20 protein-coding genes and 1 pseudogene are annotated in these 18,352 nt (G+C 64.5%); 9 read left to right on the forward strand and 12 right to left on the reverse strand.

What is annotated here, in order from left to right:
* Window positions 1-28 precede the first annotated feature (28 nt).
* Together K5658_RS15500 and K5658_RS15505 are read left to right on the forward strand one after the other, a co-directional pair.
* Window positions 29-451, forward strand: a complete 423-nt coding sequence (locus K5658_RS15500; RefSeq protein WP_246628657.1) for an RHS repeat-associated core domain-containing protein — start codon at window positions 29-31, stop codon at window positions 449-451.
* Window positions 452-500: 49 nt separating this feature from the next.
* Window positions 501-1,829 (forward strand): transposase, encoded by a 1,329-nt coding sequence (locus K5658_RS15505; RefSeq protein ID WP_221063785.1) that lies wholly within the window; start codon window positions 501-503, stop codon window positions 1,827-1,829.
* Window positions 1,830-2,032: 203 nt separating this feature from the next.
* Here K5658_RS15505 and K5658_RS15510 read toward each other — a convergent pair whose 3' ends face one another.
* Both K5658_RS15510 and K5658_RS15515 read right to left on the reverse strand, forming a co-directional pair.
* Entirely contained in the window at window positions 2,033-2,581 is a 549-nt protein-coding gene (locus tag K5658_RS15510) for a transposase (RefSeq protein ID WP_246628658.1), read from the reverse strand.
* A gap of 17 nt (window positions 2,582-2,598) precedes the next feature.
* On the reverse strand, window positions 2,599-3,147 hold the full coding sequence (locus K5658_RS15515; RefSeq protein WP_221064013.1) for a helix-turn-helix domain-containing protein: 549 nt from the start codon (window positions 3,145-3,147) through the stop codon (window positions 2,599-2,601).
* Between the two features lie 235 nt (window positions 3,148-3,382).
* Here K5658_RS15515 and K5658_RS15520 point away from each other — a divergent pair.
* The 3 genes and pseudogenes from K5658_RS15520 (at window position 3,383) to K5658_RS15530 (ending at window position 6,278) form a co-directional block, all read left to right on the forward strand.
* Window positions 3,383-4,959 (forward strand): annotated as a pseudogene (locus tag K5658_RS15520) (IS3 family transposase).
* 204 nt (window positions 4,960-5,163) lie between these two features.
* Entirely contained in the window at window positions 5,164-5,712 is a 549-nt protein-coding gene (locus K5658_RS15525; protein WP_221064014.1) for a helix-turn-helix domain-containing protein, read from the forward strand.
* A gap of 20 nt (window positions 5,713-5,732) precedes the next feature.
* Window positions 5,733-6,278, forward strand: coding sequence for a transposase (locus K5658_RS15530; RefSeq protein WP_246628659.1), 546 nt, complete (start codon window positions 5,733-5,735; stop codon window positions 6,276-6,278).
* A gap of 99 nt (window positions 6,279-6,377) precedes the next feature.
* Here the strand turns inward: K5658_RS15530 and K5658_RS15535 are convergent, their stop codons facing one another.
* The 4 genes from K5658_RS15535 to K5658_RS24205 form a co-directional block, all read right to left on the reverse strand.
* Window positions 6,378-6,584, reverse strand: a complete 207-nt coding sequence (locus tag K5658_RS15535; protein WP_221064015.1) for a hypothetical protein — start codon at window positions 6,582-6,584, stop codon at window positions 6,378-6,380.
* Between the two features lie 66 nt (window positions 6,585-6,650).
* Window positions 6,651-7,847, reverse strand: coding sequence for a transposase (locus K5658_RS15540; protein ID WP_221064016.1), 1,197 nt, complete (start codon window positions 7,845-7,847; stop codon window positions 6,651-6,653).
* A 227-nt stretch (window positions 7,848-8,074) separates the two neighbouring features.
* Window positions 8,075-8,272, reverse strand: a complete 198-nt coding sequence (locus K5658_RS15545) for a hypothetical protein (protein ID WP_221064017.1) — start codon at window positions 8,270-8,272, stop codon at window positions 8,075-8,077.
* Window positions 8,273-8,326: 54 nt separating this feature from the next.
* On the reverse strand, window positions 8,327-8,692 hold the full coding sequence (locus K5658_RS24205) for a transcriptional regulator (RefSeq protein WP_425515864.1): 366 nt from the start codon (window positions 8,690-8,692) through the stop codon (window positions 8,327-8,329).
* A 6-nt stretch (window positions 8,693-8,698) separates the two neighbouring features.
* On the opposite strand from K5658_RS24205, the gene K5658_RS15555 reads away from it, so the two are divergent.
* Complete coding sequence (locus K5658_RS15555) at window positions 8,699-9,121, forward strand: helix-turn-helix transcriptional regulator (protein WP_221064019.1); 423 nt, start codon at window positions 8,699-8,701, stop codon at window positions 9,119-9,121.
* Between the two features lie 498 nt (window positions 9,122-9,619).
* Here the strand turns inward: K5658_RS15555 and K5658_RS15560 are convergent, their stop codons facing one another.
* The 6 genes from K5658_RS15560 to K5658_RS15585 all read right to left on the reverse strand — a co-directional run bounded on the left by K5658_RS15560 (window position 9,620) and on the right by K5658_RS15585 (window position 15,403).
* Window positions 9,620-12,349: a sensor domain-containing protein gene (locus K5658_RS15560; protein ID WP_221064020.1), complete on the reverse strand. Its 2,730-nt coding sequence runs from the start codon at window positions 12,347-12,349 to the stop codon at window positions 9,620-9,622.
* Between the two features lie 6 nt (window positions 12,350-12,355).
* Window positions 12,356-12,700 (reverse strand): circadian clock KaiB family protein, encoded by a 345-nt coding sequence (locus K5658_RS15565; protein WP_246628458.1) that lies wholly within the window; start codon window positions 12,698-12,700, stop codon window positions 12,356-12,358.
* Between the two features lie 14 nt (window positions 12,701-12,714).
* Complete coding sequence (locus K5658_RS15570; RefSeq protein ID WP_221064022.1) at window positions 12,715-13,038, reverse strand: circadian clock KaiB family protein; 324 nt, start codon at window positions 13,036-13,038, stop codon at window positions 12,715-12,717.
* 19 nt (window positions 13,039-13,057) lie between these two features.
* Entirely contained in the window at window positions 13,058-14,773 is a 1,716-nt protein-coding gene (gene kaiC, locus K5658_RS15575) for a circadian clock protein KaiC (RefSeq protein ID WP_221064023.1), read from the reverse strand.
* 176 nt (window positions 14,774-14,949) lie between these two features.
* A complete protein-coding gene (locus tag K5658_RS24080; protein WP_221064024.1) occupies window positions 14,950-15,243 on the reverse strand; it encodes a DUF3761 domain-containing protein in 294 nt (97 codons plus the stop codon).
* On the reverse strand, window positions 15,158-15,403 hold the full coding sequence (locus tag K5658_RS15585; RefSeq protein WP_221064025.1) for a thermonuclease family protein: 246 nt from the start codon (window positions 15,401-15,403) through the stop codon (window positions 15,158-15,160). The genes K5658_RS24080 and K5658_RS15585 overlap by 86 nt, the downstream gene beginning before the upstream one ends.
* 150 nt (window positions 15,404-15,553) lie before the next feature.
* Here K5658_RS15585 and K5658_RS15590 point away from each other — a divergent pair, with 150 nt between their 5' ends.
* From K5658_RS15590 to K5658_RS15600, 3 genes are all read left to right on the forward strand, one after another.
* Window positions 15,554-17,560 (forward strand): hypothetical protein, encoded by a 2,007-nt coding sequence (locus K5658_RS15590; protein WP_221067068.1) that lies wholly within the window; start codon window positions 15,554-15,556, stop codon window positions 17,558-17,560.
* An 86-nt stretch (window positions 17,561-17,646) separates the two neighbouring features.
* A complete protein-coding gene (locus tag K5658_RS15595) occupies window positions 17,647-18,063 on the forward strand; it encodes a hypothetical protein (protein ID WP_221064026.1) in 417 nt (138 codons plus the stop codon).
* Window positions 18,060-18,260, forward strand: coding sequence for a hypothetical protein (locus tag K5658_RS15600; protein WP_221064027.1), 201 nt, complete (start codon window positions 18,060-18,062; stop codon window positions 18,258-18,260). The genes K5658_RS15595 and K5658_RS15600 overlap by 4 nt, the downstream gene beginning before the upstream one ends.
* Window positions 18,261-18,352: the final 92 nt, after the last annotated feature.

Raw genomic sequence — 18,352 nt, forward strand, 5'->3', positions numbered from 1 at the left:
CCCGGACGGCGACCGCATCCACTTGGCGGTGGACGGCACACCGCTGGCACTGGTGAACAACGGCACCGTGTGCTACCCGTACCCCGACCGGCTCGGCACGGTCCAGCGCATCACCGACGCGGGCCAGCAGGTCGTGTGGTCGGCGCGGTACGAGCCGTTCGGCCAGGCCGTCATCGGTTCCAGCATCGAGTACAACCCGCGCTTCCCCGGCCAGTACTACGACGCGGAGACGGGGCTGTACTACAACCACTTCCGGGATTACGATGCGGGGGTGGGAAGGTATGTGGAGAGCGATCCGGTTGGGTTGCGTGGTGGGGTTAATACATACGCCTATGTCGGTAATTCCCCAGTCAACTCTATTGATCCAGAAGGGCTTGCTGCTGTGATTCCTGGCCCACTTGGAATACCACTGCCAATTGGTTTGCCATCCAGCCCTTTCAAACTGAAATAACCGATAGTATTATCGGCGCTCAACATACCAACACCAATAGTCGAGATCAATGCTAGAGCTATTCCGCCAGAAAATGCCCCTGTCCTGCCTGCTGCACGGCCTACTGGAACGCTGCTTTGCGGCGGAGAGGCTGGACAGGATTTTCCTGGAGAACGCGAAGGAGCAATACACGCGGGAAATCCTATTTTCGACGGTGTGCGACCTCATGCTGAGCGTGGTCCTCAAGGTCCATCCCTCGATCAACGCGGCCTACCAGAAACACCCGGAACCCCTGGGGGTAACGGTATCCGCGCTCTACGAGAAACTCAAGGGCGTTGAATTATCCGTGTCCCAAGCCCTGCTGCGCGATACCTCGGAAGACCTGTCGGATATTCTCGATGCCCTGGGTTTCACCCCCGAACCCTGGTTGCCGGGTTATCCGGTCCGCCTCCTCGACGGCAACTGTCTGGCGGCGAGCGAGAAACGCCTCGCCGTCCACCGCGAGGTCGGCGGTGCCGCGTTGCCGGGCAAGTCGCTGGTGGTGTTCGACCCGGAGCGCCGCCTGATGCGGGACGTGTTCCCTTGCGAGGACGGACATGCCCAGGAGCGCCGCCTGCTCGACGCCGTGGCCGGTATCCCCAAGGCCGGCGAACTGTGGATCGCCGACCGCAACTTCTGCACCGTGGGATTCCTCGACCGGCTCCAGGGCCGGAACGCCCACGCCTTGATGCGCTTGCACCTGAACCTGCCGCTGACCGAGGAAACCCTGTTTTCCCAGGCCGGGGAACAGGGCGGCGGGCGGCTTTTGGAAAAGCGGGTCGGCGTGGCCGGGCGGCCCTATCGCCTCGTCCGCGTCGAACTCGAACAACCCACCCGCGACGGCGATGCCTTCGTCGATATCCTGACCGACCTCCCGGCGGACATACCCGCCGCCACCGTCGCCGACCTCTACCGCAGGCGCTGGACCCTGGAAACCGCGTTCCAACACGTCGAAAAACATTTCAAGTCCGAGATCGAAACCCTGGCCTATCCCAAGGCCGCCCTGTTCGGATTCGCCCTGGCCCTGGTCGCCTATAACCTCTTCTCGGTCATGATCTCGGCGCTGGACTGCGCCCATGGAAAACCCGTGTCCAAGGATATCTCCGGGTATTATCTCTCCCACGAGATCGCCGCCACTTTCCTCGCGCTCATCCAACTCAGCGGGGTCGGCGACTGGCTGTTCGTCTCCGAACAAACCCCGGCGGAATTCGCCGCGTGGCTGCGCGAAACCGCCCGGAACATCCCGTTGCGTACCCTCAAAAAGCATCCGCGCGGCCCGAAAAAGCCCATCGACAAACCGCCCTACGACCCGAAACAGCCACATGTCTCGACATATCAATTACTTAGGAAGAAGAAGTAGTCACTTTGAAAGGGCTGGTTTGCCATCCCAAAATACCCTTGTAGACATAGGCAATAACTATCAGAGTAACCGTTATATACCAGATGGCAGGGGCCGTAGCGAAAGACCTGATCGAAGCGATAGAAGCGGGCGTAGTTGTCCACCAAGACCAGGAAATCAAGACCCATGCAAAGGTCTTCGAGAACAGCTACTCCCTTCCCGCCCTAAGACCACCCACTTTTTGGCAGGCGGTAGATATGGCTGAGAATGTTCTTGACCTGCTGGGGTGTTTGGGGAGGGGCCTGGGCCAAGTGCCGATGGACGCGCTCGGCCCGCTGCTGGACCGTCATGGCATGGGGCAGGTGGTAGAGGGAGTTCTTCCTGACGAGGCGGATGAGGTATTCGGCCGGGTTGAACTTGGGGGAGTGGGCCGGGGTGTGGAGGAAGTGCACGGCGATGCCCTGGGCCAGGGGGATTTCCGCCAGCAACTCGGCCAGAGCGGCCTTCATGGAGTCGTTGTGGATGGAGCAGTTGTCGAGGATGCACAGGATCTGGCGGAAGCCCAGGCTGGCGTAGCGCAGGACGATCAGGGCGATGACGTAAACGGCGTTCGGGGTTTTGGCCTGGGGTTGGAAGTCCACGGTGGTCTGGCCGCTGCCCAGGTCCAGGGCCAGGAAGCCGTTCAGCTTCTCCCGCCGCTTCTCGTTGCTCGGCGGCGCCGGGGCGGTGTTCTTCTCCGCCCAGGCGTAGTGGGTGCAGGTCGTGGACAGCAGCGCGAACTCGTCGAGGGCTACGAGGGCGGTGCCGGGGTCGGCCTCGGCGGTTTTTTTTCGAGCGCCTCCACGAAGCCGGCCCGCTCGGCGGGCTGGGCGGGGCCGTAGTCGCGGTGGGCGCGCTGGTGGGAGAGGCCCAGTTCGTCGAAGATTTCGTAAAGCCGGTTGGCGCTCAGCGGCAGGCCCCACTTCTTAACGAGCAAACCCTGGACGTGGGCCGCCGTCCATTGGTAACTGTCGATGCCATAGTCCGCCGGCGTCTTGTGGAGCAGGATGTAGCGCAGGACCTTGCGCCGCTGCGGGTTCAGGGCTTGCGGGCGGGGCCGCCTTTGCGGGGCCAGCAGGGCGTCGAAGCCACCATCCAGGTAGCTGTCCAGCCACTTCTCCAGCGTCTTGCGCTGGACTCCCTGGCTGCGGCAGACCCCGGCCATGCTCTCGCCGTCCCACAGGGCCTTCAAGGCCAGCAGCCTACGCCGTCGGCTTTGCTGCTGGTGGCGGTAGAACAGCGCCTGCCACCGTTCACGGTCCTGCGGGGCCAGCCGTTGGATGCGGATACAGCGGTTCATCGTGCCTTTCCCAGTCCAGTTCGATTGCCTATAAGCTTAGTCGTTCTTTAGACGGGAAGGGAGTAGACATTATTAAAAACCCAATTGTTACGTAGATTCACAAACTCATGCTGAAATCCGGCATGGCAAACGTCTCAACCATCATCAGATGGCCTATCTGTGAATCCCCCCGGCGTCAGAATAGTTGTCGCCTCTAATTTTCCGAATGAAAGAGGAAAGAAGAGGACAATTGCCCATGATTACGACGTATTCCGCAGAGTTCAAAGAGCAAGCGCTTCGGAAGGTGTTTGCGCGTGGCCGCCGGTCGATAAAAGAGGTGGCCGAGGAACTGAACATGAACCACTTGACCTTGAAGGGCTGGATGAAAAAGAAATTACCCGAGGCGGTACGCGGCGCGGTGAAGCGGGAGAGGCGTCCCGGGGACTGGCGCCCGGAGGAACGGTTGGCGGCGTTGCAGGAGAGCCATGGCTTGGAAGGGGAAGCCCTGAACGCCTGGTGCCGGGAGCGCGGCCTGTTCGCCCACCAGCTGGACGGTTGGAAGCGGGACTTTTGCCGGGATCCAGGGGGCACGGGAGAGGCATCGACGAACGCCCGGGAACTGCGGGTCCTCAAGGAGCGCAACCAGAGCCTCGAACGGGAATTGGCGCGTAAGGACAAGGCGCTGGCGGAGGCGGCGGCGTTGCTGGTCCTTCAAAAAAAGTACCGGGCGCTCTTGGGGGGAGGGGAAGAATGACCCCGCCGCAAGAGCGCGAAACCGTGACCGCCCTGATCGACGAGGCCACCGCCGCCGGCGCGCGCCTGGAGCGGGCCTGCGGGGTGCTGGGGTTGTCCGCCCGCACCGTCCAGCGCTGGCGATCCGGGGACGGCGTCCAGGCCGACCGGCGGCCCGCGCGGGTGTACGTTCCACCCCACAAGCTGAGCGAGGCCGAGCGGGCCAAGGTGCTGGCGGTGGCCAACTCCCCCGAGTTCGGCCATTTGCCGCCGTGCCAGATCGTGCCCCGGCTGGCGGACCGGGGGGAATACCTGGCCTCGGAATCGACCTTCCACCGCATCCTCAAGGCCGAAAACCAGTTGGCGCACCGCCGGGCCGAACGGCCGGGACAGCCGCGCGGCAAGCCCAGGGCCCTGTGCGCCACGGCTCCCAATCAAGTCTACTGCTGGGACATCACCTATTTGCCCGCCGCGATCCGGGGCCAGTTCTTCTACCTCTATCTGTTCCTCGACCTGTTCAGCCGCAAGGTCGTGGGCTGGCAGGTCTACGGCGAGGAAAGCAGCGCCCTGGCCGGCGAACTCCTGCGCGACGTATGTCGGCGCGAGGGCGTGGCCCCGGGCCAGGTCGTCCTACATTCGGACAACGGCGGGCCCATGAAAGGCTCGACCATGCTCGCGACCTTGCAATCCCTCGGCGTCGCGGCGTCCTTCAGCCGGCCCGCCGTCAGCAACGACAACCCCTATGCCGAGGCGGTGTTCAAGACCCTGAAATACCGGCCCGACCATCCGGTCCGGCCGTTCGACGACCTGGCGGCGGCGCGCCGTTGGGCCGAAGGCCTGGTCCGGTGGTACAACCACGAGCACCGCCACGGCGCGATCCGCTTCGTCACCCCCGCCGAGCGGCATGCCGGCCAGGACGCCGACCTCCTGAAGCGGCGCCGAGCCGTCTATGAGGCCGCCCGCGCACGGCATCCGCAACGATGGACCGGTGGCCTCCGCAATTGGCGGCCGATCCCGGCCGTACACCTGAACCCGGAACGATCAGCCGCGCCAGCCAAGACCCAATCCGAGGTTCACGCCACGCCTCCAAAAGCGGCCTGAACCCACAACGGCGAGGCGACAACTACATTGAAATCTTCCGAATCAGGATGTGAACCCATAGATTCTGGTTATCTATGGTCGAATAATGACCGGACTAAAGGTCGATATGACTATTAGACATTATTAAAAACCACTAACTTACTCCCTTCCCGTCTAAAGAACGACTAAGCTTATAGGCAATCGAACTGGACTGGGAAAGGCACGATGAACCGCTGTATCCGCATCCAACGGCTGGCCCCGCAGGACCGTGAACGGTGGCAGGCGCTGTTCTACCGCCACCAGCAGCAAAGCCGACGGCGTAGGCTGCTGGCCTTGAAGGCCCTGTGGGACGGCGAGAGCATGGCCGGGGTCTGCCGCAGCCAGGGAGTCCAGCGCAAGACGCTGGAGAAGTGGCTGGACAGCTACCTGCATGGTGGCTTCGACGCCCTGCTGGCCCCGCAAAGGCGGCCCCGCCCGCAAGCCCTGAACCCGCAGCGGCGCAAGGTCCTGCGCTACATCCTGCTCCACAAGACGCCGGCGGACTATGGCATCGACAGTTACCAATGGACGGCGGCCCACGTCCAGGGTTTGCTCGTTAAGAAGTGGGGCCTGCCGCTGAGCGCCAACCGGCTTTACGAAATCTTCGACGAACTGGGCCTCTCCCACCAGCGCGCCCACCGCGACTACGGCCCCGCCCAGCCCGCCGAGCGGGCCGGCTTCGTGGAGGCGCTCGAAAAAAAACCGCCGAGGCCGACCCCGGCACCGCCCTCGTAGCCCTCGACGAGTTCGCGCTGCTGTCCACGACCTGCACCCACTACGCCTGGGCGGAGAAGAACACCGCCCCGGCGCCGCCGAGCAACGAGAAGCGGCGGGAGAAACTGAACGGCTTCCTGGCCCTGGACCTGAACAGCGGCCAGACCACCGTGGACTTCCAACCCCAGGCCAAAACCCCGAACGCCGTTTACGTCATCGCCCTGATCGTCCTGCGCTACGCCAGCCTGGGCTACCAAAGGATTCTGTTCATCCTCGACAACTGCTCCATCCACAACGACTCCATGAAGGCCGCTCTGGCCGAGTTGCTGGCGGAAATCCCCCTGGCCCAGGGCATCGCCGTGGACTTCCTCCACACCCCGGCCCACTCCCCCAAGTTCAACCCGGCCGAATACCTCATCCGCCTCGTCAGGAAGAACTCCCTCTACCACCTGCCCCATGCCATGACGGTCCAGCAGCGGGCCGAGCGCGTCCATCGGCACTTGGCCCAGGCCCCTCCCCAAACACCCCAGCAGGTCAAGAACATTCTCAGCCATATCTACCGCCTGCCAAAAAGTGGGGGGTCTTAGGGCGGGAAGGGAGTAGCTGTTAACAACTCCATATCGACAGCATCGAGGGTGATACCCATCGCCCTCTCGCGGCTTTCGTCGATTCCGGAGGCCATGTTTTTATGCCGACAGCGCGTCGTCTAGGATTTTGTCCACAGTGGACATGGTGCCGGTGAGCGCCTTCCTTATCAGCGCCCTGGCGACCACGTTCCGGGGTATCCCCTTCTTTTTGGCGATGCCGTTGATAATCAGCCAATCCGCTTCCTGGACTTTCACGAACAGTTCGTATTGGTGCTTTTCCGGGTCTGGTATGGGGGGTCTGGACATAACCGATCCTTACATGGATGAGAAAAGGATTGGGGGGCGGCTACGGCCTTACAGGTGTAGGTTTATTCATACCGCCCCCGTGAGGATCGCCACGGTTGCCCCTGGGGTTGGGATTGGCACCGATGGCCAGGGTTCTGGGTGGGCCTTCCCCACCGGCAAGGCGCGGCGCTCGAAGAGGGCGGCCAGGATCAGGGAACGGCCATGGCGGAAAATCCCCACCAGCCGCCAGCGGTGGGCCTGTTGGCGGGGAGAGCCCGGAATGGCCGGGAAGGTGGCGGCGGCCATTCCGGCCTCGGCCTCCCCGCCCACCGAGAGCAGCCACCAGGTGGCGATGGCGATCGCCAACCAGAGGCGCTCCGCCCGCTCGGGATCGTCCATGCGGGTGTTCTGCCATTGCCAGCCGCCGCCCTTGATTTTCTTGAAGCTTTGCTCGATCCAACCGCGCAATCCGTACCAGCAGGCGTTGGCGGCTTCCGGCGGCAGGTCCGTCAGGACGAGCCAGGGGTCCTTGTGGCCTTCCCCCCAATAGGCCAACAGGGTGCAGTCCAGGCGGGTCCGCTTGCCGCCGAACGCCGTCCCCCGGCCTTGCCAGCGGTCGCCCACCTTCGGCACCAGGCGGGTGAACGGCCGCCAGTGCCGCCATCCCCGGGGGCGGAAGGTGCCGCCCGAGTTCACCCGCAGCATCGGGTGCCAGCCCAGCGCTTGGATCCCCTCGAACAGCCACTTGGCGTACAGCCCCCGGTCCGCCAGCACCAGGACGGTCCACGACGCGGGCGCGACGTCCTTAAAATGCCTCAGCAAGGCCAGCCATTCGGGCTTCCACGGATGCTTCCGTTCCGCCCTCAGCACCTTCCAGGCCACCGGCACCGCGCAGCCCCGGTAAAGTACGCTGACCGCCAGGACCACGAACCGCTGCCCCAGGCTCGTCGCGTCCAAGGCGACCGCCAACTGGTTTCCATCCCAGCCCTCCAAAACCCAGCCCAGCCAGGGGGCCCGGCACGCCTCCACGTCGAGTTCGCGGCGCTCCTTCCCGGCCTTGGCCTCCTTCCCACGGTAGACGTAGCGCAGGCGCTCCCGCACCGCGTCGCCCTTCTGCCCCAGCCGACACGACCACCAGTCGGTCAGCGCCGAAAGGCTGCAAGCGCCGACCACGACCATGCCCAGGCTCCACAGGGCCAAGCCCATCACCATCGGCTTCGAAAGGCCGGGAAAGTGGATGGCGATCTCCCGGTTCCATTGGTACAGTTCTGGAGGGCGAGGCATGGCGGTTCCTCCGGTACAGGGTGTTTGTCGTTACTCACCAATGTACCTTAACCCTTTGTCTCGCCTCCGGTTTTTTCAAAAACCTACACTTGTAAGGCGGCTACGGCACCGCTCCCCGGCCACAAGGAAACGTCCTCCGGCCCGCTTGCCCACGACGGCAAAAACCGTGGGCCGATGGGCGCTTCCTTGTGGTGCCGGGATCGACCGCCCGGCGCGGCGTCGGGGAACTAGGCCGGGTCGTGGATTTGCCCAACCGGCTTCGCGACTTCCTTCACGCTGATTTCGCGCCCGTCATAGACGTGGCGTTGGGCGCTTTCCCCGTCCCGGAGCGCGAACGCCTCGACGGTCTGGCCGTTTTCGGTGATCGACACGGAAACCTCCTTGTCGGGCGGGTGATGGGCTTCGATGCTTACGGTGGTCGTCATGGATTGCTCCTGGGTTGTGGTGGATGCCCGGAATACCGTCCGGGCGGGCGGTGTTCATGCGGCCCGCTCGATTACTTCACCGCTTCCTGCGGTCGGGGGTTTTGGCTGGAAGCCGGGTGGCGGGGGCCAAAGATCGGGGCGTAGCTCATAACGGGTGACAACGCCTTTGGTGGCTTCCTCAATCTGGACGGCACGCTCGGCTGAAATTGCCCTTGTGCCATTCGCCAAATGCCGAACCATTGGCTCCGACAGTCCAATGGCTTCCGCCAAGTTTCTTCGGAAACTTCCGCGTTGCCTTCTAGGTAGGCTTTTTATGTATGCGTTGAGCGTGTTCATGGGCTGAAGATACAAAATGTATCTTTGCAAGTCAAGAGGGATGACAAAATGTGTCGTTGCCCGACAAGATACTGCGCGTATCATTTGCCCATGAGCGAATGGTACGAACGAGCGAAAGCCAGAATGGAAGAATTGGGGATTACCCAAGAAGACTTAGTGCCGCTGTTGGGCGTGAAAACGCGGGGGGCGGTGGGACATTACTTGACAGGCCGGCGCGATCCTTCCGTGGCGCAACTTAAGGCTCTCTCCAAAACACTCAAAATGTCCCTTGATATCCTCATGTTTGGGGATGAATCTGTTTATACCGTTCCCGCCGATGAACTAGCGCCCCCCCCCGCTGCCGATGAAGACAGGGAGCTAGTTCCACTCACCAGGGAAGAAAAAAAACACATCACCCTATATAGGCGTGCCGACCGAAAGACGAGGGACGCTGTTCAGAATGTTTATGAAGTTGCAAAACAAAGCGGACGGTTAAGCGGCCAACAAGATGGCATCAACCGGAAAGCAGGGTAGCCCAAACTACATTCTGCCAACCCCATCACGCTTTTTTCTGTGAACTATTTACATTGACAAACCGATAAAAGCGCTATTGTCAGCGTAATCCGTGACACCCTGTTCTCCAAAGGCTTCTCCCTTTCACAAGGGCGGGCCTTTTTCATTTGCGGGGGTTTTACCCTCTGGCTTACCCTCGTTTGGCCTGAAGGAGGGTGTTGGGCAGGAAAGTTAGTCGCTAAAGTTGCTCAAGGATTCTGCTGACTGGTGTTCGGCCATAGCCGTCACCGGCGCTTGCCCCCTAACCTTTCTTGGATAGCCGCTTTCTGGATGGGCTTGCAATCAGCGATATCCGCCGAAAGCAGACATTGGGCGGCCCAAGAAGATTCCGGTCATGCGGACTTCAATAAGCTCGAAGGTTTGGAGGAGGCCCACTGCTTCCTTGGATTTTCCTGTGCGGCTCCAAACCGAACCATCCGTTCCCAGCCGGGTTCTCCGGCCCCCCCGGAGTCCATGCCATCAATGCATTCCACCCGTTTGGGGCGGGATCGAAAGGCCGGGCGCGAATCCGCGGCACCATTGCGCCAACTCTCCCGGAGGCATGGGGCCGGCGATGCCATAGCCTTGGCCGACGTTGCAGCCCATCTCCTCCAGCGCCAGGAAATGCCCCTGGGTTTCCACGCCCTCGGCCACGGTCGCCCGCCCGAAGGCATGGGCCATGGCGATGACGCCTTGGACGATGCTGTAATCCCCCTTGTCCACCAGCATGTCCCGCACGAAGCTCTGGTCGATCTTCAGCGTGTCGGCGGGAATCATCCTGAGGTACGACAACGACGAATAGCCCGTGCCGAAGTCGTCCAGGGCCAACCCCACCCCCAAGGCCACACAGTCCTTGATGACGCTCTGCGCGGCGGGCAGGTCTTCCAAGGCGGCGGTTTCCAGGATTTCGATTTGCAGTTGGCCCGGCCTTAAGGCCGGATGCAGGGCCAAGCGTTGGCGCAGCGTATCGGCGAAGCCTTCCGATTGCAGATGGGCGGCGGCGATATTAACGCTGAGGTCGAGGTCCAGCCCCTCCCCGCGCCATTGCGCCAATTGCGCCAGGGCGGTATCGATCACCCATTCCCCGATCTGTATCTCCAAGTCGGAATTCTGGATGGCGGGCAGGAACTCGCCAGGGGTCAGCACGCCCCGCTCGGGATGGCGCCAGCGGATCAAGGCCTCGACCCCGGCGATGCGGTGGCTCCGCATTTCGACCTTGGGCTGGTAGAACAGCTCGAACTCCCGGTCCAGCAACCCCTGCTCGACCCGCGCCTTCCGTTCCTGATGGCTCCTGATCCGCTCGTCTTGGTGGGGATCGAAAACATGGTAGCGGTTCTTCCCGGACTGCTTGGCGAGGTACATGGCTTGGTCGGCATGGCGCAGTAGGGTATCCGCGTCCCCATTGTCCGAGGGATATAGGGTCGCGCCGATGCTGGCCGTGACCCCGCATTGCTGGCCCTGGATGAAGATCGGCTGCGCGATGGCTTGCAGCAGCCGGTCCAGCCCCATGCGGCACTCGACGGGGCTTTCTATCCCCAGCATCAGCACCACGAATTCGTCCCCGCCCAACCGGGCGACCGTGTCGCCGCCCCTGAGGACCTGCCCGATCCGCCGCGCCACCTCGATCAGTACCCCGTCGCCCGCCTCATGGCCCAGGGTGTCGTTGATGGGTTTGAAGCCGTCCAGGTCGAGATAGCACACCGCCAACAGCTTGTGTTCCCGCCGGGTCCGCCCCAGCGCCTGCTTGATCCGGTCGTACAGCAGCATCCGGTTGGGGATGCCGGTCAGGGCGTCGTAGTGCGCGATCTGTTCCAGCCGCTTCTCGTGTTCCTTGAGCAAGGTGATATCGGAGGAAATGCTGACGTAGTGGGTGACTTCGCCCCGCTCGTCGGCGATGGCCGAAATGGTGATCAACTCCGGGTAGATGCCGCCATCCTTGCGGCGGTTCCAGATTTCGCCAGTCCAGTGGCCGGACTCGCGGATCGCGCGCCACATCGCGGCGTAGAAGTCGCGGTCGTGCCGCCCGGATTGCATGAACCTCGGGTTCCGGCCCAGCACCTCCTCGCGGGCGTAGCCGGTGATCCGGGTGAAGGCCGCGTTGACCTCGATGATGTTGCGGTCCCTGTCGGTAACCAGGATGCCTTCCAGGGTGGTGGAGAACACCTGGGCGGTCAGACGCAGCCATGCCTCGTCCCGCTTGCGCTCGGTGATATCCTGCGTGAGCCCCGTGATCCTTCGGGGATGCCCGTCGGCATCCAGGCGGCACCGCCCGGACGCCCAGAGCCAGCGGACCTCGCCGTCGGCGCGCCGGATGCGGAACTCGACATTCCATTCGCCCAGTGCGGCATGGGCTTCGCGGAGATTCGCCTCCATCGAGGCCCGGTCTTCCGGGAGGACGTGTTCCAGGAATATCACGTAGGTCCAGCGTGGCAAGGGTTCGTCATAGCCGAAGATGCGGTCATGTTGGGGGGAGCGTTGGACGCTGAGGTCCGCCAGGTCGAGTTCCCAGGCACCGATCCGGGTGCTTTCCAGGGCGAACCTCAAACGCTCCTCGCTCTCGGCCAGCGCGGCGGCGGCCCGTTCGGCTTCGCGGCGGGCGGTGCGCAATTCCGCTTGCCGGGCTTCCAGGACGCGCTGATGTTCCCGCAAGAGCTGGATGTGGCGGGCCGAGCTTTCCAACTCGGTCAGGTCGGTGGCGACCAGGCAGAGGCTGGAGCCGCCGGGCTGTTCCAGCGCGTGGCCGGTCAGATGCGCCGCTTTGAGGGTGTCGTCCGCCGTGCGGAATACCACGCGCTGCCGGACCGGCTGCCATTCGCAGCGCCGCAACAGGGCCTCGAAGTCCTCCCGTTCGCCGGGCGAAACCCAGTCGGTGAGCCTGCGGCCCAGCAGGCGCTCCATCGGCTCTCCGACCAGTTCAGCGAAACGCGGATTGCAGAACAGGATGCGGCCATCGGCACCGACGCTCAGGGCGGCCTCGGCCATGGTCTCGAACACCAGCCGGTAGACCGTTTCCGCGCCGCTCAGGGTGAATACCCGCTCGCCTTCGGGACCGGTGACCACGATGGCGTCCACATCCCCGGTGCGGATGGCGGCCAGGGTTTGCTCGTCCTCGTCGAGGCGGGCTTTCAAGCGCTGGTTTTCGGTCTGCAACCGTTCGAGGTCGGCCAGCAGTTGCGCCCGGCCTGGGGTGTCCCGTGTGCCACGGCCCATGGCCCGTCACCCCCGCTTAGGCTGAATATCCAAGCCGACCAGCACCCGTTCCTGGTCGGCCAGGCTGCCGACGAGGGTGCGCAAGGGGTCCGGCAGTTGCTTGACCAGGGTCGGGGCGACGACGATCTGGTCATTCCGGGCCAAGCCGGGGTTTTGGTAGATGTCGATTACCTCCAAGTCGTAGCGGCCGGCCAGATGCTGCTCGCAGATGGCGGCGAGGTTTTTGATGGCCGCCTGGGAGCGCGGCGTCAACCCGGCGACATAGAGTCGCAGCACATAATGCTGGGCGTCCAGGTTCTCGAAGGCGGTTTCCAAGTCCTGCTGGATGGGTGGGGGATCGGCATCGGGCATGGGGGGCTCCTGCATCAATGCGGCAACAGGTCCAGGCCGACCAGGACCCGTTCCTCGTTGGACAAGTCGCCGATGATCTTCTTCAACGGCTCCGGCAGCTTGCGCACCAGGGTGGGCACGGCGAGGATTTGGTCCTCGGCGGCCAAGCGCGGGTTTTCCAGGAGGTCCACGACCTCGATGTCGTAGCAATCGGGTATGTGGGTTTCGCAGATGCGCTTGAGGTTCGCGAACGCCTCGACCGCGCGGGGTGTCCGGCCCACCACGTACAACCGGAGTTTCCAGAATTCCCCGGATGTTGGGGCGGGCTGGACCGATTCCGAAGCGGATATCTGGGTCATCGCGGGAGCCTCCACACTTTCAATCAGCCTTGCGTTGATGGGCCAATGCGTGCCGGTCGCTGTCCAAAGTTTCCAGGTGGGTGTCTTCTTCCGCCTTGGCCGCTGCGGTCTCTGTGGCAATCGCTTCCATCCGCGTCCGCAGGGCTGTGATCTGTGCCTCCAAGGCCGCGCGTTCCGAATCCAGCCCGCGCCCGCGCCTGAGCGCCGCCTGCCGCCGGGCCAGGGCCTCGGCGCGGTCGGCGGCTTCCTGCGCCAGCCGGGCCGTCCCGGTGTGGACCGTGCCGGGGCCGGTATAGACATCCACCAGTTCGATGCCGCGCCCGCCGAGCAGGAATTCGCGCATCTGGTTGGAATGGGCCATGCCCCGGCTTTTCAACACGTAGAGGACCCGGTTGCGTTCGCTCGCGGACTGGACCATTTCCAGCAACAGCCAGGTGTCCATCAACGAGGAAATGCCGACCTCGGTGCGCTCCACGGGTTCGCCGCCGCCGGTCAGGCTGGTGAACACGGCGGTGATCTGCCGCCCCTTCAGGAAATCGATCATCCGGGTCAGCACCGACTTGATGTCGTCGGTATTGCCCAGGGCCGTGAGGTTGGTGATGGGATCGACCACCACGGCGGCGGGCTGGAACCCGCTCACCAGCTTGTGCAGGGTCACCAGGTGCTGTTCCAGGCCGTAGAGCGTGGACCGGGCCGAATTGAACCGCAGCGAGCCGGCCTGTTCCCAGCGGCCCAGGTCGAAGCCGATGGACGCCATGTTGCGCTTGATCTGGGCGGGCGATTCCTCGAAGGACAGGTAAAGGCAGCGCTCGCCCGCGCGGCATACCCCGTCGGCGAAGGCGGTGGCGAGGCTGCTTTTGCCGCTGCCCGAGGTGCCGCTGACCAGGACGCTGCTGCCCCGGTAGTAGCCCCCGCCGCCCAGCATGGCGTCCAAGCGGTCGATGCCGGTGGAGACGCGGTCGCTCCGCACCGGATAGTCCAGCTTCAACGAACTGATCGGCAGCACCGACAGGCCGTTCTCGTCGATCATGGTCGGGTATTCGTTGGTGCCGTGGGCCGAACCCCGGTACTTCACGACGCGGAGGCGGCGAGTGGCCACCTGGTTGGCGACCCGGTGGTCGAGGAAGATCACGCAATCGCTGATGTATTCCTCCAGGCCATGGCGGGTCAGGGTGTTCTGGCCCTGCTCGGCGGTGATGACGGCGGTGACGCCTTGGTCCTTCAGCCAACGGAACAAGCGCCGCAGTTCGGCCCTCAGGATGGCCTCGTTGGACAGCGCCGAGAACAGGGTTTCCAGCGAATCGATGGCGACCCGGCGGGCGGAGGTCTCGGCGATCATCAGGCCCAGCCGGACGAACAGGCCGTCGAGGTTGTAGTCGCCGGTTTCCTCGATTTCGCTGCGCTCGACATGGACATAATCGATGGCCATCCGTTTCTGCCCGGTCAAAGCGGCGACATCGAAGCCGAGCGAGGCGACGTTCGCGGCCAGTTCCTCGGCGGTTTCCTCGAAGGCCATGAACACGCCCGGCTCGCCGAATTCGCGGATGCCGCGCACGATGAATTCCATCGCCAGCAGCGTCTTGCCGGAACCAGCGGAGCCGCAGACCAGGGTAGGCCGCCCGCGCGGCAAACCGCCTTGGGTGATATCGTCGAGACCTTGGATGCCAGTGGGACATTTGGCCAGGCCGGTAGGATGGGTGGGGGCGGGGGATGAATCAGGCGTTTCCGTGTCCATGCGTTCACCCTGCGGGGTTTGGGCAATTCCTTGCTTCTTGGATAGATAGGACTTTTCCAGGGCGGATAGATTCAATGAACGCCCGCATCCTTGGCTGTCCGAATATCGTTCGCGCTTCAACCCTATGGGATCGCCCGAAACAACGCCTTGGCCCGGATTCCGGCGGGCTTCTTAATCTATGGCTTGGTGCTGCGCCGCTCAGATGGGTTCGACAAATCGTTAAAGCCCTGCTCCACGCCCACGCCGCCATGATGCGAGCATATGCCCCGGCGGTGCTGGCTGAACGAGTAGCTTCCATTGCCACACTTCGCGGACGCGCCGGGCGGGGCTTCGTCGGGTTGGGCCGTAGAGCCGGTGGCACCGCCGGCCCCGCCTTTCTTCCCGCTACCGTGCCGGTATTCCCAGGGCGGAATGGCATCCTTCCTCGACCACAGCCCCAGGCCTGCGGTCGTCGCTTCGCCTTCCGCCACCCATACCGCGCTTCATCTTGGCCGTACCCTGGACATAGAACCAAGCCAAGCCGCGCTTGACCTGCTCCAGGTTGGCATCCATCCCGTCGCACGACACCCGGCCCAACGTGCGCCCGTAATTGTCCTTGCACAGCCCCGCGAGGTGGAGGGTAACAGCCATTCCATCATCCACCAGCCCGGCCCGTCCGGGCTTTTTTGTGGGCGTGGGGAATTCCAGCTCAATTAGATACAAAATGTATTGACTTGATTTGATACGTTTTGTATCTTACCCACCAAGCCCCCCAAGAACAAACACCCCCAGGAGCGCACCATGAGCAACATCACCGTTTCCCGCCGCGAAGCCGGCGACGGCGCGAAGCCCTACGTGGTCCTCATCGACGGCCAGCCCTGGCTGGACCGCCAAAACCACCCCCGCCGGTTCGGCAACTATGTCAGGGCATGGAACGCGGCTATCAAGATCAAGCCCGCCGTCCCGGTAGCCGAGCGGCCCACCCCCCAGGAAGCGGCCCCGGCCCAAGCCCCGGCGTCCACCCGCCCCTACGGCTGCATCGACCCCGCCGACAAACTGACCCACACCGACGTGCGCCGCATCGGCCTCAAGCCCGGCCCCGCGCCGCTGACGCCCGAACAGGTGGAAGCGGCCTATGCGGCCAGGGCCGAAGCCCGCGCCCACGCCCGCGCCGGACAGGCCCAGGCCGCCCCCCTCCAGGACGGACCCGGAGCGGAACTGCGGTGCGGCGCGGGCTATGCCGACGATTACCGCGCCTACCTCGCCGACCTGGACGCGGCGGCGGCCTTGGAAGCCCGCGCCCGGCAATTGGAAATACAGGCCGCGGCCCCGGCCCCCGGCCCCGCCGCCATCCCCACCGAACCCGACCACGACACAGGAGCGCAGCCCATGACCCCCAACACCGCCACCCCCCACCCGTCCATGGCTTCCACCATCGCGGCCCATGCCACGCTCATGGAGCGCGTCAAGGCCGAACAGACCCAAGCCCTGGCCCAGGAACAGGAAACCGCGCCGGAAGCGGCCTTTGCCCAGGCCGAGCAGTTGATCGCCAACCGGCTGGCCGCGCATATCGACGAGATCGAGAGCTTTGAGGAATTCAAGTCGTTCGCCCGCGGCTATTTCAGCCAGGGCATGTACAACAAGCTCTACTACACCAACACCCTGCGGGCCATTTGGGACGCGCGGCACCCCCAGCGCCCGGAACCGGCCCCGCAAGCCCCGGCCCAAGCCGCCCACGGGGCCAATGACGATATGGCCGGTATCCGCCGGGCGCTGAACATCATCAAGCGCGGCGACCCGATGCTGGAACCCGCCGCGCAGGAGGAAACGGTTGGGGCGGGCGCTTCCGCGGTCATGCTGGACGAAGCGCTGGGCGGCGACCCCACTGACGAGGAAATCGAGGAAAACATCGAGGCTCAGGAGCGTGAAGAAACCCTGGCCATCATGGCCGGGGAAGTGAAGGCCGACCCGGCCCCGGTCCACAGCAAGGCCCGCTGGCATGAGGGCTTCGCCGATGGCGACGCGGACCGCGAACCCACCCATGACGTGGCCGACTACCGTTCCGGCTGGAACCACGGCGCGGTGTGCCGGGCGCAGCGCGAAGCCGCCGAGGCCCCAGGGGTGGAAGGGGTGGCCCCGGCCCTGGTGGCGGTCTACGGCGGTTCCGACATGACCGAAGGCGAGTTTTCCGCCCTGGCCGACCGGATGCCGGAATCCGCCACGGTGGGCGACGTGATCGACGCCGCCCGGTCCTTGCGCGGCCTGGCTGCCGAAGGCGAACCGGAAGCGCCCGCCGACGGGGAAAAGGACGCGCCGGGCACCGCCCAGGAATCCAGCGGCGGCGCGGCTTCCAGCGCTTCCGCAAGCGATCCGGGCACCGCCCCGGTCCTTCCAAGCTACGGCGCGTTGCTGGCCGAATACCACTTGCTGGCCCACGCGGTCGCCCAGCTTTCCGACCGGCTCGCCGCCGCCGAAGCCATCATCGAGGCGTTGCGCGGCCCAGCCCCCGCCCGGCCCGCCGAACCACCCGCCCCCAAGCCCGCCACCCCCCGCGCCGCCGTGGACGTGGCGGACTCCGCCCCCTACAAGCGCGGCCTCGCCGCCGCCCGCAATGGCGGCAAGGCCGACGCCGACTGGTTCCAGGGCTACGAGATGGGCACCGCCGACAAGGCCGAAGGCCGCGCCTCCCGCGAGGCCCAAATGGCGGGCCGCTCCCTCCGTTCCGGCTACGTGGCCGGGTTCACCGGGGCCAACGAAACCACCAACGCCCGCTGGGTGGCCGGGTACAAGGCCGGCCTCCGGGGTTGATCCGAACGCTCCGGGCGGCGACCGCCCGAAGTGCGCTCCCTCGGGCGGGGCGACCCCCCGCCCTTTTTTCCCCAGGAGGCACAACCATGGCAACCCCATTCACACACCGGGCCGAATTGGCCCTGATGACCGAGTACATGATGCGCGGGCCGGATGGCTTGCCGCGCTCCCGGCAAGCGCGATTCGAGGAAGCCCAAGCCCACTACAGGGTGGGCATGACCATAGCCGCGGCCCTGGCCCTGCTGCCCCAGGACGAAGCCGACGAGTTCAAGGCCCGCCTGGACAAGGCCGTCGATGCGGTGGCCGACACCGACGAAGCGGACGCCGATTGGCCGTTCGTGCTGGGAAGCCTCAAGGCCACCCTCGACAACCTCAAGGCGCGGGCCGCAGGCATTCAGGCCCAGGCCGACATCGACGCCGCCATGGAGAAGGTGCGGGAGGAAATGGCGTTCGACCGGATGCTGGCGGAAGCGGCGGCAGGACACGGGAGGAAGGCGGCATGAGCATCGCCGGACGATTCAAGCTGTGGCTGTGCCGGCAACGCCTCAAAACCGCCGAGGCGGAATACGAGGGCGCCCGCCGCCAAGCCCTGCACTGGGAACTCAAGGCCCACGAACTGGAAACCGCCCTCTGGAACGCCAGACGGATCGTGGCCGGGGTGGAAACCGAAATCATGGCGAAGGCGAGGGCGGCGCGATGACCCGGACCTACCGCAGGCGGATCACCCGCCCCGAGCGGGCGCGGCTCCGCAAGACCTTTTGGAGATAGCCGGTCGCCCGTTCCATCGGAGCG

The organism is Methylomagnum ishizawai, from assembly GCF_019670005.1.
In the GTDB taxonomy this organism is placed as follows: Bacteria; Pseudomonadota; Gammaproteobacteria; order Methylococcales; family Methylococcaceae; genus Methylomagnum; species Methylomagnum ishizawai.

Coding starts and splice junctions, on each gene's coding strand:
- K5658_RS15540 (WP_221064016.1), bottom strand. CDS start 7,847: ATGCCTCGCCCTCCAGAACTGTACCAATGGAACCGGGAGATCGCCATC.
- K5658_RS15555 (WP_221064019.1), top strand. CDS start 8,699: ATGAGCGAATGGTACGAACGAGCGAAAGCCAGAATGGAAGAATTGGGG.
- K5658_RS15525 (WP_221064014.1), top strand. CDS start 5,164: ATGAACCGCTGTATCCGCATCCAACGGCTGGCCCCGCAGGACCGTGAA.
- K5658_RS15585 (WP_221064025.1), bottom strand. CDS start 15,403: ATGGCTGTTACCCTCCACCTCGCGGGGCTGTGCAAGGACAATTACGGG.
- K5658_RS15545 (WP_221064017.1), bottom strand. CDS start 8,272: ATGACGACCACCGTAAGCATCGAAGCCCATCACCCGCCCGACAAGGAG.
- K5658_RS15565 (WP_246628458.1), bottom strand. CDS start 12,700: ATGCCCGATGCCGATCCCCCACCCATCCAGCAGGACTTGGAAACCGCC.
- K5658_RS15590 (WP_221067068.1), top strand. CDS start 15,554: ATGAGCAACATCACCGTTTCCCGCCGCGAAGCCGGCGACGGCGCGAAG.
- K5658_RS15560 (WP_221064020.1), bottom strand. CDS start 12,349: ATGGGCCGTGGCACACGGGACACCCCAGGCCGGGCGCAACTGCTGGCC.
- K5658_RS15535 (WP_221064015.1), bottom strand. CDS start 6,584: ATGTCCAGACCCCCCATACCAGACCCGGAAAAGCACCAATACGAACTG.
- K5658_RS24205 (WP_425515864.1), bottom strand. CDS start 8,692: ATGATACGCGCAGTATCTTGTCGGGCAACGACACATTTTGTCATCCCT.
- K5658_RS15515 (WP_221064013.1), bottom strand. CDS start 3,147: ATGAACCGCTGTATCCGCATCCAACGGCTGGCCCCGCAGGACCGTGAA.
- K5658_RS15570 (WP_221064022.1), bottom strand. CDS start 13,038: ATGACCCAGATATCCGCTTCGGAATCGGTCCAGCCCGCCCCAACATCC.
- K5658_RS15600 (WP_221064027.1), top strand. CDS start 18,060: ATGAGCATCGCCGGACGATTCAAGCTGTGGCTGTGCCGGCAACGCCTC.
- kaiC (WP_221064023.1), bottom strand. CDS start 14,773: ATGGACACGGAAACGCCTGATTCATCCCCCGCCCCCACCCATCCTACC.
- K5658_RS15505 (WP_221063785.1), top strand. CDS start 501: ATGCTAGAGCTATTCCGCCAGAAAATGCCCCTGTCCTGCCTGCTGCAC.
- K5658_RS15595 (WP_221064026.1), top strand. CDS start 17,647: ATGGCAACCCCATTCACACACCGGGCCGAATTGGCCCTGATGACCGAG.